Source organism: Paraburkholderia mimosarum LMG 23256 = NBRC 106338, from assembly GCF_000739815.1.
Classification (GTDB): domain Bacteria; phylum Pseudomonadota; class Gammaproteobacteria; order Burkholderiales; family Burkholderiaceae; genus Paraburkholderia; species Paraburkholderia mimosarum.
On the sequence record NZ_BBJJ01000010.1, the window covers coordinates 105,225 to 118,232 of the forward strand.

Annotated in this window: 14 protein-coding genes; 7 read left to right on the forward strand and 7 right to left on the reverse strand. The window is 63.6% G+C overall.

Features of this window, described 5'->3' with window-relative positions:
• The first annotated feature begins 111 nt into the window (after nt 1–111).
• The 3 genes from BMI01S_RS11045 (at nt 112) to BMI01S_RS11055 (ending at nt 3,187) form a co-directional block, all read left to right on the forward strand.
• A complete protein-coding gene (locus tag BMI01S_RS11045) occupies nt 112–1,143 on the forward strand; it encodes a CDP-6-deoxy-delta-3,4-glucoseen reductase (protein ID WP_028213365.1) in 1,032 nt (343 codons plus the stop codon).
• Between the two features lie 355 nt (nt 1,144–1,498).
• The gene (locus BMI01S_RS11050; protein WP_028213366.1) at nt 1,499–2,683 is read left to right on the forward strand and encodes an acetylornithine transaminase; all 1,185 of its coding nucleotides are present in this window, start codon (nt 1,499–1,501) and stop codon (nt 2,681–2,683) included.
• An 18-nt stretch (nt 2,684–2,701) separates the two neighbouring features.
• Nucleotides 2,702–3,187, forward strand: a complete 486-nt coding sequence (locus tag BMI01S_RS11055) for a GNAT family acetyltransferase (RefSeq protein ID WP_028213367.1) — start codon at nt 2,702–2,704, stop codon at nt 3,185–3,187.
• 92 nt (nt 3,188–3,279) lie between these two features.
• Here the strand turns inward: BMI01S_RS11055 and BMI01S_RS11060 are convergent, their stop codons facing one another.
• From BMI01S_RS11060 to BMI01S_RS11090, 7 genes are all read right to left on the reverse strand, one after another.
• Entirely contained in the window at nt 3,280–3,996 is a 717-nt protein-coding gene (locus BMI01S_RS11060) for an ABC transporter ATP-binding protein (protein WP_028213368.1), read from the reverse strand.
• Complete coding sequence (locus tag BMI01S_RS11065; protein WP_028213369.1) at nt 3,996–4,772, reverse strand: ABC transporter ATP-binding protein; 777 nt, start codon at nt 4,770–4,772, stop codon at nt 3,996–3,998. The genes BMI01S_RS11060 and BMI01S_RS11065 overlap by 1 nt, the downstream gene beginning before the upstream one ends.
• Nucleotides 4,773–4,787: 15 nt before the next feature.
• Nucleotides 4,788–5,957: an ABC transporter permease subunit gene (locus BMI01S_RS11070; protein WP_028213370.1), complete on the reverse strand. Its 1,170-nt coding sequence runs from the start codon at nt 5,955–5,957 to the stop codon at nt 4,788–4,790.
• A 16-nt stretch (nt 5,958–5,973) separates the two neighbouring features.
• Nucleotides 5,974–6,924 carry a branched-chain amino acid ABC transporter permease gene (locus tag BMI01S_RS11075; RefSeq protein ID WP_028213371.1) on the reverse strand — a complete coding sequence of 317 codons (951 nt, stop codon included), beginning with the start codon at nt 6,922–6,924 and terminating at the stop codon, nt 5,974–5,976.
• A 213-nt stretch (nt 6,925–7,137) separates the two neighbouring features.
• Nucleotides 7,138–7,440, reverse strand: a complete 303-nt coding sequence (locus BMI01S_RS11080) for a hypothetical protein (protein WP_028230518.1) — start codon at nt 7,438–7,440, stop codon at nt 7,138–7,140.
• Nucleotides 7,441–7,993: 553 nt separating this feature from the next.
• Nucleotides 7,994–8,968: a 4-hydroxy-3-methylbut-2-enyl diphosphate reductase gene (gene ispH, locus BMI01S_RS11085; protein ID WP_028213373.1), complete on the reverse strand. Its 975-nt coding sequence runs from the start codon at nt 8,966–8,968 to the stop codon at nt 7,994–7,996.
• Nucleotides 8,969–8,973: 5 nt separating this feature from the next.
• The gene (locus BMI01S_RS11090; RefSeq protein WP_028213374.1) at nt 8,974–9,429 is read right to left on the reverse strand and encodes an FKBP-type peptidyl-prolyl cis-trans isomerase; all 456 of its coding nucleotides are present in this window, start codon (nt 9,427–9,429) and stop codon (nt 8,974–8,976) included.
• Between the two features lie 207 nt (nt 9,430–9,636).
• On the opposite strand from BMI01S_RS11090, the gene radC reads away from it, so the two are divergent.
• The 4 genes from radC (at nt 9,637) to nadB (ending at nt 12,999) form a co-directional block, all read left to right on the forward strand.
• Nucleotides 9,637–10,443, forward strand: coding sequence for a RadC family protein (radC, locus tag BMI01S_RS11095; RefSeq protein WP_081716122.1), 807 nt, complete (start codon nt 9,637–9,639; stop codon nt 10,441–10,443).
• Between the two features lie 268 nt (nt 10,444–10,711).
• Nucleotides 10,712–10,945: a 50S ribosomal protein L28 gene (gene rpmB, locus BMI01S_RS11100; protein ID WP_027794135.1), complete on the forward strand. Its 234-nt coding sequence runs from the start codon at nt 10,712–10,714 to the stop codon at nt 10,943–10,945.
• A 10-nt stretch (nt 10,946–10,955) separates the two neighbouring features.
• Nucleotides 10,956–11,123: a 50S ribosomal protein L33 gene (rpmG, locus tag BMI01S_RS11105; RefSeq protein ID WP_027794136.1), complete on the forward strand. Its 168-nt coding sequence runs from the start codon at nt 10,956–10,958 to the stop codon at nt 11,121–11,123.
• Between the two features lie 274 nt (nt 11,124–11,397).
• Nucleotides 11,398–12,999, forward strand: a complete 1,602-nt coding sequence (gene nadB, locus BMI01S_RS11110; RefSeq protein WP_028213375.1) for an L-aspartate oxidase — start codon at nt 11,398–11,400, stop codon at nt 12,997–12,999.
• The last annotated feature ends 9 nt before the right edge of the window (nt 13,000–13,008 follow it).

The window sequence follows — 13,008 nt, forward strand, 5'->3', positions numbered from 1 at the left end:
TTTAGCGGCCCGCGCCTTGCGGCGAAGGGCGGCAAGGAAACGCGGGGAATGACCCAGCGACTCCCGCGACCCGATTTCAACCCTCGGATACAGATTTACGCTTCCCTGAATATGGCTTTCAACGTAACGCTCAAGAAAAGCGGCCGGCAGTTCCAGGTCGAGCCTGACGAACCCATTCTCAACGCGGCCCTGCGTCAGGGCATCGGCCTGCCGTATGGCTGCAAGAACGGTGCGTGCGGCTCATGCAAGGGCACCGTCTGCAACGGCGAAGTCGAGCAGCGCGCTCACGCGGCCTCAGCGCTTTCGAACGACGAAAGAACGCGCGGCATGGCCCTCTTCTGCTGCGCGACGGCGCAAACGGACCTCGAAATCGATATCCGCGAAGTGGCGGGCGTGGGCGACGTGCAGGTTCGCAAGCTGCCTACCCGCATCGCCGCGATCGAGCGCAAGGCCGACGACGTTATCGTGCTCAAGCTGCAGCTGCCCGCGAACGAGCGCCTGCAGTATCTCGCCGGCCAGTACCTCGAGTTCATCCTCAAAGATGGCACGCGCCGCTCCTACTCCATGGCGAACGCCCCGCACGACGAAGGCCCTATCGAGCTGCACATCCGCCATATGCCGGGTGGCAAGTTCACCGACCACGTCTTCACGCAGATGAAGGAGCGCGACATCCTGCGCTTCGAGGCGCCGCTCGGCACCTTCTTCCTGCGCGAGGAATCGGACAAGCCCATCGTGCTGCTCGCTTCGGGCACCGGCTTCGCGCCGATCAAGGCGATCGTCGAGCACGCGGTCCACAAGAACCTGAACCGTCCGATGACACTCTACTGGGGCGCGCGCCAGAAGAAGGACCTGTACCTGATGGATCTCGCCGGGCAATGGGCGAAGGAGATTCCGAACTTCCGCTTCGTGCCGGTGCTCTCGGAGCCCGCCGCCGAAGACAACTGGACTGGCCGCACGGGCTTCGTACACCGCGCCGTGATCGAGGATCTGCCCGACCTGTCGGGCCACCAGGTCTATGCGTGCGGCGCGCCGGTCATGGTGGAGTCGGCCCAGCGCGACTTCTCGCAGCATCATGGCCTGCCCGAAGACGAGTTCTACGCAGACTCGTTCACGAGCGCCGCGGACCTCGCGAACCCCGTCTGACGCGCGCGCCCTTTGGATCGATGCACGGGTCGTTGCGTGCGCAATGCAGCGGCTCCGATCGATCCAAAGGGCGAGAGTCATGAAAAATTCTTCGGCGGACTGAAAAAATTCGCCACATTGACGGTTTACAGCGCCATTCGGCTTGTCGTATTCTTGCGCCCATGAACTGCATGCTGTCCGCCCTCCGACGTCGCCGCGCGCCCCATCCCTAGGGCCTGGCTAGTCGCGGACGCGCGCTGCACTTCTCAACGCACAGCAAGTTCGAAACACGAAAGCCACGGCCAGTCCGTGGCTTTTTGTTTTTCCGCCGTATCCCTTTCAACCTGTTTGCAGCCCCAACGCGGAGCCCGTTGCCATGAATTTTTCCGAATACCCGATCGAGTCGCTGATGTACATCACCAACCGGCCCGAAATCGTTTTCACGCATGGCAAGGGGTCGTGGCTCTACGACAACGAAGGCAAGCGCTATCTCGACTTCATCCAGGGTTGGGCGGTCAACAGCCTCGGGCACTGCAATGAGGGGATGATCGAGGCGCTGGAAAAGCAGGCGCGCCTGCTCATCAACCCGTCGCCGGCCTTCTACAACGAGCCGATGGCGAAGCTCGCGGGCCTCCTGACCGACCACAGCTGCTTCGACAAGGTGTTCTTCGCCAACAGCGGCGCCGAAGCCAACGAAGGCGCAATCAAGCTCGCGCGCAAGTGGGGCAAAAAGCATCGCGACGGCGCCTGGGAGATCATCACGTTCGACCACAGCTTCCACGGCCGCACGATCGCGACGATGTCGGCGAGCGGCAAGCCGGGCTGGGACACGATCTACGCCCCGCAGGTGCCGGGCTTCCCGAAGGCCGACTTGAACGACATCGCCTCGGTTGAAAAGCTCATCAACGCGAAGACCGTGGCCGTGATGCTCGAGCCGATCCAGGGCGAAGGCGGCGTGATTCCCGCCACGCGCGAATTCATGCAGCAGTTGCGCGCGCTCACGCAAAAGCACGGCATCCTCCTGATCGTCGACGAAGTTCAAAGCGGCTGCGGCCGCGCGGGCACCCTGTTCGCGTACGAACTCTCGGGCATCGAGCCGGACATCATGACGCTCGGCAAGGGCATCGGCGGCGGCGTGCCGCTTGCGGCGCTGCTCGCGAAGAAGGAAATCGCCGTGTTCGAGGCGGGCGATCAGGGCGGCACGTACAACGGCAATCCGCTGATGACGGCGGTTGGCTATTCGGTGATCTCGCAACTGGTTGCGCCCGGCTTTCTCGAGGGCGTGCGCGCACGCGGCGAATATCTGCGCGAGAAGCTGCTCGAACTTTCGGCCGAACGCGGTTTCCAGGGTGAGCGCGGCGAAGGTTTGCTGCGCGCGCTGCTGCTCGGCAAGGACATCGGGCCCGAGATCGTCGAGAAGGCGCGCCTCATGCAGCCGGACGGCCTGTTGCTCAACGCCGCACGCCCGAACTTGCTGCGCTTCATGCCGGCGCTCAACGTGACGACGCAGGAGATCGACCAGATGATGGCGATGCTGCGCACGATTCTCGACTCGCTGTAATCGGGCGGAGCACGAGCGATGTCCGTCACGATACGCGCGTTCACCGAGGGCGACACCGAAGCGGTGCTCGCGCTCTGGCTGCAGGCTTTTCCCGAGTACAACGACGCGAGCCGGCCGCACCGCGATCCGCGCCTGTCGATCGCGAACAAGCTCGGCACGCAGCCGGAGCTTTTCTTCGTCGCGCTTCGTCACGATGGCGATGCAGGCGGCGATGATGACGGCGTGCTCATCGGTACGGCGATGGCGGGCTACGACGGCCATCGTGGCTGGCTCTATTCGGTCGCCGTCGCGCCCGAGGCGCGGCGCCATGGCGTCGGCACGCGGCTCGTGCGTCACGCGGAACGCGCGCTCGCCGCGATGGGCTGCCTCAAGCTCAACCTTCAGGTGCTCACCGACAAGGCCGAGGTACTCGCGTTCTACGAGCGGCTCGGCTATCGCGCCGACGCGGTCGTGAGTCTCGGCAAGCGTCTCGCCGCACAGGAATCCGAAGCACTCGCTACCTGAGTGGCATGCTCAGCATCATGAAAAAAGCCGCATGGTTTTCGCACCATGCGGCTTTTGTCTTTATGCGGCCGCGAGGACCGCAATGCGATGCCTTACTCGCCCAGATACGCGGCGCGCACCTTCGGATCGTCGAGCATCTGCTTCGCCTCGCCTTCCATCGTCACGAGGCCCGAGTCCATCACGTAGCCGCGATTGGCTGCCTGCAGCGCGAGACGTGCGTTCTGCTCCACGAGCAGCACGGTGATGCCTTCCGACGAGATCGTGCGCACCACTTCGAAGATCTTCTCCACCATGATCGGCGAGAGACCCATCGAAGGCTCGTCGAGCAACAGAAGCTTCGGCTTGCTGATGATCGCGCGCGCCATGGCCAGCATCTGCTGCTCGCCACCCGAGAGCGTGCCCGCGAGCTGCGTGGCGCGCTCCTTCAGGCGCGGGAAGAAGCCGAACATGCGGTCGACGTCCTTCTGGATGCCTTCCTTGTCGTTGCGCAGGTACGCGCCCATCTGCATGTTCTCGACGATCGACATGCGTGCGAAGATGCCGCGGCCTTCCGGCACCATCGCGAGGCCGCGCTTCAGAAGCTCGTACGCCGGCACGCCCTTGATCGACTGGCCGTTGTACTCGATGTCGCCCGCCGAGTACGGCTTCAGACCCGTGATGGCCTTCATGGTCGTCGTCTTGCCCGCGCCGTTCGCGCCGATCAGCGTGACGAGTTCGCCCTGGCGGACTTCCATGTCCACGCCCTTGACCGCCTGGATCCCGCCGTAATTGACCTGCAGACCCTTGATTTTCAGGACCGGTGTAGACATCAGTGAACCCCTCCACCCAGATACGCCTCGATCACCTTCGGGTCTTTCTGCACGTCGTGCGGCAGCCCTTCGGCGATCACCTTGCCATAGTCGAGCACTGTCATCCGGTTGCACAGGCCCATCACCAGTTTCACGTCGTGCTCGATCAGCAGGATGGTCTTGCCATCGGCGCGGATCTTGTCGAGCAGGCGCGTGAGTTCGACCTTCTCGGTCGCGTTCATGCCGGCCGCCGGCTCGTCGAGCGCGAGCAGCTTCGGATCGGTCGCGAGCGCGCGCGCGATCTCGAGGCGGCGCTGGTGGCCGTACGAGAGATTGCGTGACGTGTAGTCCGCATACTGCGCGATGCCCACGTATTCGAGCAATTCGAGCGCGCGCTCCTTGATCTCGCGCTCTTCCTTGCGCTCGGCCGGCGTCTGGAACACGGCGCCGAAAAGCCCGTGCTTCGTGCGCACGTGGCGGCCCACCATCACGTTTTCGAGCGCGGTCATGCCGCCGAACAGGCGAATGTTCTGGAACGTGCGCGCGATGCCCGCCTTCGCCACCTGATAGACGGCGGTCGGCGTATAGGCCTCGTTGTCGAGCTTGAACTCGCCCGAGTCGGGCGTGTAGAGGCCGGTGATCACGTTGAAGAACGTGGTCTTGCCTGCACCGTTCGGGCCGATCAGGCCGTAGATCGTGCCTTCCTCGATCTGCAGGCCGACATCCGAGAGCGCCTGCAAGCCGCCGAAGCGTTTGTTCACGCCCTTCACGGACAGGCGGATAGATTTGCTGCTCATATTCTGTTCTCCCCGTTATGCGCGAATCGGCTTCTTGCTGGCGCGCTTGGCGATCTTCGCGATCTTGTCTTCGTGCTTCGCCGCGGGCCACAGGCCTTCGGAGCGATAAAGCATGATGACGACCATGGCGAGACCGTAAAGGAGCTGGCGAATCACTTCCGTATCGACGACTTCATGGCCGAACAGCATGTGCTGGAGCGGGCCCATCGTCGAGCGCAGGAACTCGGGGAAAATGGCGAGCAGCACGGCGCCGAGAATCACGCCCGGAATGTGGCCCATGCCGCCCAGCACCACGCAGGCGAGCACCACGACCGATTCCCAGAACGTGAACGATTCCGGCGACACGAAGCCCTGGAACGCACCGAACATCGCACCCGAAAGGCCGCCGAACGACGCGCCCATCGCGAACGCGAGCAGCTTGACGTTGCGGGTGTTGATGCCCATGGCCTTGGCGGCGATTTCGTCTTCGCGGATCGCGGCCCATGCGCGGCCGATGCGCGAGTGCTGCAGGCGCGTACACACCCAGATCACGAGCAGCGCGCAGATCACGAACACGTAGTAGTACATGTAGACCTGCGTGAACGTGAAGCCGAGGATCTCGTGCGGCTGCGCGAAGTTGAAGCCGAAGACCTGCAGCGGCGCGACGCCCGTGATGCCCTGCGGCCCGTTGGTGATGTTCACCGGACGGTCGAGGTTGTTCATGAAGATACGAACGATTTCCCCGAAGCCCAACGTCACGATGGCGAGGTAGTCGCCGCGCAGACGCAGCGTCGGTGCGCCGAGCAGCACGCCGAACAGCGCGGCGAGCGCCATCGCGCACGGGATCACGATCCAGTACGGCGTATGCATGCCGCCCGGGAACATGTTGGCGATCCACGTGAACTGGTTCGCGAGGTGCGGCGAGGTCAGCAGCGCGGCCGTATAGGCGCCCACCGCGTAGAACGCGATGTAGCCCAGGTCGAGCAGGCCGGCGAAACCCACCACCACGTTCAGGCCCAGCGCGAGCATCACGTACAGCATCGCGAAGTCGAGCACGCGCACCCAGTAGTTGCCGCCCGTGGCGCCCACGACGAACGGGAGCGCCGCCACGAAGATCGCGGTCACGATGCCCACGGCGAGCGTCTTCGTCGTGTTCTTTTCGGGGATGAGCGTCGTCGACGGCTCGATCGGTTGGATTGAAGTCATGTTCTGCTACTCCCTCTTATGCGCGGTCCGCGACACGTTCGCCCAGCAGCCCCGACGGACGGAACACGAGCACGACGATCAGCACGATGAATGCGAAGACGTCCTGATAGTTACTGCCGAACACCCCGCCGGTCAGGTTGCCGATGTAGCCTGCGCCAAGCTGCTCGATCAGGCCGAGCACCACGCCGCCGACCATCGCACCGCCGAGGTTGCCGATACCGCCCAGCACCGCGGCCGTGAAGGCCTTCATGCCGGGGATGAAACCCATGTAGAAGTGCGCGTTGCCGTATTCCGAGGCGATCATCACGCCGGCCAGCGCCGCGAGTGCCGAGCCGATCATGAACGTGGCCGAGATCACGAAGTTCGGATTCACGCCCATCAGCGAGGCATTGTTCGGATTCTCGGCGATGGCGCGCATGGCGCGGCCGAGCTTGGTCTTGTGCACGAGGAGCAACAGACCCGCCATCACGACGAACGCGACGACGATGATGACGATTTCCGTCATCGAGATCACGGCGCCCACGCCGGTTTCAGTCGGCTTGATGACGTTGATCGGATCGGTCGAGATGAGCTGCGGGAAGGCCAGCGGATTGCGGCCCCAGACGATCATGGCGAGTGTCTGCAGCAGGATCGACACACCGATCGCGGTGATCAGCGGTGCGAGGCGCGGCGCGCGACGCAGCGGCCGGTACGCCACCTTCTCGATTGTGTACCCGACGGCAGCACACACGACCGCGGCGACTGCAAGGGCAATGCACAGCGTGGGGATGTTCCCGAGGCCCGGGAAGTGATTGTGCAGGACGTTGATCGCGGAGAGCGCGACCATGGCGCCCACCATGAGCACGTCGCCGTGCGCGAAGTTGATGATGCCCAGAATCCCGTACACCATGGTGTAACCGAGCGCGATGATGGCGTAAATGCTGCCAAGCACCAGCCCGTTCAGGATCTGCTGGATGAAAATATCCATTTAATGCTCCTTAGCCCGTGCAACCGGATTCACGCTCGTCATCGGCCGGTGGGCGATGGTTCACGGAACCGCAACGACACTTTCGGGTATTGAAGTAAAAACCGGTAACGGTTGGCCGCCCTGGTCCGCGTTGTCGCTGTGTTGCAGCGGCAGGCTCGCCAGAAGCGGATGCAAAAACGGCACCGTCGGATGGTTCGGTGCCGTCGGGTTCAATCAACTACGCGCCATATTCGCGGCGACGTATTCGCGATATGCCCCACGGCTGGCCATCGTGAATGCGTCGAACGTCATGACTCCCTCGTCCCGGCCGCCCGCGCACGCCGCCGCCTCAGCACTGAGATGCGTCGTAACAAAAGGGCGGGCCGGCACAACAACGCCGGTGCATGCACAAGCAAGCTGCATGCCAGGAACAATCGCTGTTGCGCCCATGCCGGTCTCGACAACGGAGGCTTGCCATGCGCCGCATGACACAGCCCCATTTGCCGACGACGCGGCAAAAGCAGACTCGAATTGCATTAATGAGGTCTCCTGCGCCTTCCGAAATGCATGTCCGAAGCCCTTTTAAGGAACAACCAGATCTTCAGAACGCGCGCATTGTAACGCCAATTATGCGACGGGCAATATTGTTGAACCGGCAGGGTTTTCCTGCATTGCAACCACATTTCCACGGCTCAACGACAGCGGGGTTGCGCCGCGGGTTGCGCCGCATTTTCGTGCACCAGTTGCACCAAGAGCCGGCAAGGCTGACATCAAGTGTTGCGAGTTGTTCCCGCAATGCCTTGTCGGGTGGGCATCGAATGGAATGGATAATATTTAAGGGAGAGCATACAAATATCGCCCGGGCGTGGTGCACGCATGGCGAGATCGTCGAAACAACAGCTGAAATAAGGGGTCACACCACGCGATTCGGTACTTTGCGCTAGCGAAAACACTAATAAGACCACCCGCCCAATACACGGTTAACCCGCTCGCCCGAATGGTCGCGCCCTTATTTAAGTTGCCGAGCGAACGCACTGCGCAAAAAAAAAAGCGCCCGATTGGGCGCCATTTTTTTTGGAGAGGTAAGGCCTCAGGCGGGCTGACCGAGCCCGCGAGGCAATGGAAACGCGATGTTCTCCTCAATGCCTTCGAGGGCGCGCACATTGCGCGCACCGAGTTCGTGCAGGCGGCGAATGATCTCCTGGGCAAGCGCCTCGGGAGCCGAGGCACCGGCCGTGAGGCCGATCCGGCGCTTGCCGGCGAGCCACTGCGGGTCGATCTGCTCTGGGGCATCCACCATATAGGCGGGAATGCCGCGCTTCTCGGCCACTTCGCGCAGCCGGTTCGAATTGGAGCTGTTCGGGCTGCCCACCACGATCACGACGTCGCACTGCGGCGCCATGAACTTGACCGCATCCTGGCGGTTCTGCGTGGCGTAGCAGATGTCCTGCTTCTTCGGCTCGCGAATCGCCGGAAAGCGCGCCTTGAGCGCCGCGATGATTTCGGCGGCGTCATCCACGGAAAGCGTCGTTTGCGTGACGAACGCCACGCGCAACGGATCGCGCAGCTGGAGCGCCTCGACATCGGCGATGTCCTCGACGAGGTACATGCCCTCGGCCACCTGCCCCATCGTGCCTTCCACTTCAGGATGGCCCTTGTGCCCGATCATGACGATGTCGAGCCCCTCGTCGCGCATCTTGGCGACTTCGACGTGCACCTTGGTCACGAGCGGGCAGGTCGCGTCGTAGACGCGCAGGCCGCGGGCCTCGGCGTCGGCGCGCACCGACTTCGAGACGCCGTGCGCACTGAAGATCACGGTGTTGCCGGACGGAACCTCATCGAGCTGCTCGATGAAGATCGCCCCCTTCTTGCGCAGATCCTCGACGACATAGGCGTTGTGGACGATCTCGTGGCGCACGTAGATCGGTGCGCCGTGCAGCTGGATGGCACGTTCGACGATCTCGATGGCCCGATCGACGCCGGCACAGAAGCCGCGCGGCTGGGCGAGCAGGATCTCGGCGTCGGTGAGGTCAGCGGCGAGGAGAGACGTGTCCGTGTTGGTCATGGGCTTTAGAGGATTCCGATGATTTGTACTTCGAACGCAACCGCCTGGCCTGCGAGCGGATGGTTGAAATCGAACAGGGCGGAGGTCTCGTTCACTTCCTTGAGCACACCCGCGTAGCGGCCGCCGTTGGGCGCATTGAATTCGATCAGGTCGCCCGGATTGAATTCGTCGCCGATCATGCCGTTTTCGCGCAAGGTCTTGAGCGAGACGCGCTGGATCAGGTCGGGGTTGCGCTGGCCGAACGCCACGCCCGGTTCTAGCCGAAAGGTCGAGTGGTGACCCACCTTCAGGCCCTGCAAAATGTCTTCCAGCGGCGGCGCGAGCTGGCCGGCGCCCATCAGCAGGGTCGCGGGGCGATCGACAAAGGTATTGACGATTTCCGTGCCATCGGCGAGCGAAAGCCGGTAGTGCAGCGTCACGTGGGAACCGGGTTTCACTTCGGAGATGTCGATGATGCTCATGCGTAACTCATTTCGTCGGAACGCGCGCTTCGCGCGTGCGCGCCGCAAGGCGCCTGTCCGGCCTGCGTCTGCCGGCCGGAAAGTTTCTATTGTAAGCCACTTGGCCGGGGCGGTCGCGGCACGTTTGTTCCCAGGCGGCATCACCGCCCGCCTGCACAGCGCGCTCCGGGCTTGCCTGCGGAGAATGTCATGACGGATCTCACCTGCATGCCGGAAACATCACTGTGGCGCAATTGCCGTGCCCTTTCTTCCCCGCCGGAGCCTGGATGTGCGGAGCCCGGCGCCGACGCAAGCGCTGCGGCCCCCGCGCCGGCGTCACCTTCGACATCCGCTAGCGTTGACGGGTCCGCTGCGGCACGCCGCCGCGACATGCCGCGCGAACGCTTGCGCACGGCCGGCCCCGCCGCGCTTTCGGACGTCGAATTGATCGCCATCCTGCTGGGCTCGGGATTGCCAGGCCACGACGTGTTCGGGGTCGCCCGCTCGCTGCTGGCCCATTTCGGCTCGCTGCGCGCCATGCTCGACGCCCAGCGTGAAGAATTCGAGGCCCTGCGCGGCATCGGTCCGGCAAAAGCTGCGTTGCTGCAGGCCGTAACCGAGGTCGCCCGGCGCTCGCTCGCCGAAGCGCTCGACGACAAGCCCCTCGTCGATTCCCCCGGCGCGGTGGAGGACTACTTGCGGCTCCTGATCGGCGGCCGGCCCCACGAGGTGTTCGTGTGCCTTTTCCTGGATGCGCGCCATCGGCTCATCCGCTCGGAAGAAAGCTCGCGCGGATCGCTCACCCGCATGGCGGTGTACCCTCGTGAAATCGTGCGGCGCGCGCTGATGGTCAATGCCGCGAGCCTCATCGTCGCCCATAATCATCCTTCGGGCGCCGTGCAGCCCAGCGCGAGCGACCGGCGCCTCACGCGTGTGCTGCGCGAAACGCTGGCGCTCGTGGAAGTTCAGCTCATCGATCACCTCGTCATCGGCGCACGCGATACGTTTTCGTTTGCGCGCCATGGCTGGAATTGAGGCGCGGCACCCACGCGTCGCCAGTTTCACGCTGGGGCGCGCAACAACATCCGTAAATCCTGTTTGATTTTCCAGGACTTTTGCTGTTAGAATCATGGTTTGCCTATTTCCAACCCTGTTCCAAAGCCCGTCAAGGCGTTCCAGGGGAAATATGGCCTGGGTTCGAGGTTGTCTCTCATCCATACGTGAGCGCGCTCCTGGTCCGGCCATTTCTCGCCTGGGAAACTTAAGCGGCTCTCGAACTCAGAATTTCCGTAGGAGTGTACTCATGGCACGCGTATGCCAAGTCACTGGGAAAGCGCCGATGAGCGGCAACAACGTTTCCCACGCTAACAACAAAACCAAGCGCCGTTTCCTCCCGAATCTGCAAAACCGCCGTTTCTGGGTTGAAAGCGAAAACCGTTGGGTGCGTCTGCGCATCTCGAACGCAGGCCTGCGCCTGATCGACAAGAACGGCATCGACTCCGTGCTCGCAGACCTGCGCGCACGCGGCGAACTGTAAGGAGTAAATCATGGCCAAGGGCGTCCGCGACAAGATCAAGCTGGAATCGACCGCAGGTACGGGTCACTTCTACACGACCACGAAGAACAAGCGCAACATGCCGGAAAAGATGTCGATCAAGAAGTTCGACCCGGTCGTTCGCAAGCACGTCGAGTACAAGGAAACCAAGATCAAGTGATCTGGTTCCGAGCCTGACGAAGACAGAAAAACCCCGCTTTTTAGCGGGGTTTTTCTTTTCTGGCACGGCTCGATGCCTTGCCGGCGCGCGCCCCCGCCTCACTTCGCGGCGCGCAACGGTGTTTTACCGGCCCCGCCGGAACTGTTGCTATCCGTTCGCGCGTCTCTCGGAGTATCCTTCCCGCTTTACACAGCCGCCACACGTTTGTCATCCGCGTATGACAGCGCCCGATGGGGCACAAGGCGCAGTACAAGAGAGACGGAGAAGCAGGATCATGAATTTCGATGTAGCGATCGTCGGCAGCGGCCTCGCGGGACTGAGCGTCGCGCTGAACCTGGCCGATTCGCGACGCGTCGTGGTCATCGCCAAGCGCGCGATGACCGAAGGCGCGAGCGACCGTGCGCAAGGCGGCATTGCCGCCGTGCTCGATTCGGCCGATAGCGTGGAGAACCACGTGGACGATACGCTCGTGGCGGGCGGCGGCCTGTGCGACGAGGCGGCGACGCGCTACATCGTCGAGCATGGCCGGGCGGCCATCGAATGGCTGATCGACCAGGACGTGCCGTTCACGAGGGATGCCGCCGCCGAGCTAGGCTTTCACCTCACGCGCGAGGGTGGCCACAGCCACCGCCGCATCATCCACGCCGCCGACGCCACCGGCCACGCGGTCGTGCAGACGCTGCTCGAGCGCGCGCGCTCGCATCCGAACATCACGATTCTCGAAGACCACCAGGCGATCGACGTCATCACGTCCGACCGGCTCGGCCTCCCCGGCCGCCGCTGCCACGGCCTCTATGCGCTCGATCTCGAGAACGACCGCACGGTGACGATCCAGGCGCCGCATACGGTGCTCGCCACAGGCGGCGCGGGCAAGGTCTATCTCTACACGACGAACCCCGACACGGCCACCGGCGACGGCATCGCCATGGCGTGGCGCGCGGGCTGCCGCGTGGCGAACATGGAGTTCATCCAGTTCCACCCCACCTGCCTCTTCCACCCGCACGCCAAGTCGTTCCTGATCTCGGAAGCGGTGCGCGGCGAAGGCGGCGTGCTACGCCTGCCCGACGGCACGCGCTTCATGCCTGCGCACGATCCGCGCGCAGAACTCGCGCCGCGCGACATCGTCGCGCGCGCGATCGACTTCGAGATCAAGCGGCATGGGATCGATTGCGTGCATCTCGACATCAGCCATCAGCCGCCGGCCTTTCTCGAAGAGCACTTCCCGACCATCCTCGCGCGCTGCCACGAGTTCGGCATCGACATCACGAAGGAGCCGATTCCCGTCGTGCCCGCCGCGCACTACACGTGCGGCGGCGTCGTCACCGATCTGGCGGGACGCACCGATCTCGCAGGCCTCTACGCCGTCGGCGAGACCTCGTACACCGGGCTGCACGGCGCGAACCGCCTCGCCAGCAATTCGCTGCTGGAGTGCCTCGTGATCGGGCGCTCGGCTGCCGAGGCGATCGAAGCCGAAGGCTTCAGCGCGGGCGCCCACGCCCCGCTGCCCGACTGGGACGAAAGCCGCGTCTCCGACTCCGACGAGGAAGTCGTGGTCGCACACAACTGGGACGAACTGCGCCGCCTGATGTGGAACTATGTCGGCATCGTGCGCACCGACAAGCGGCTGGAGCGCGCGCAGCATCGCATCGCGCTGCTGCGTGATGAAATCCTCGAGTACTACGCAAATTTCCGCGTCACGCGCGACCTGCTGGAACTGCGCAACCTCGTCGACGTGGCCTCGCTGATCGTGGAAAGCGCGCGTTCGCGCCGCGAGAGCCGCGGTCTGCACTACAGCCGCGACTGGCCCAACTCGCTGCCCAAGGCGCTGCCGACGGTGCTAGCGCCCGAGCGCGTGCGCAACCGTACGGTTTCGTAAGCGCCCGCC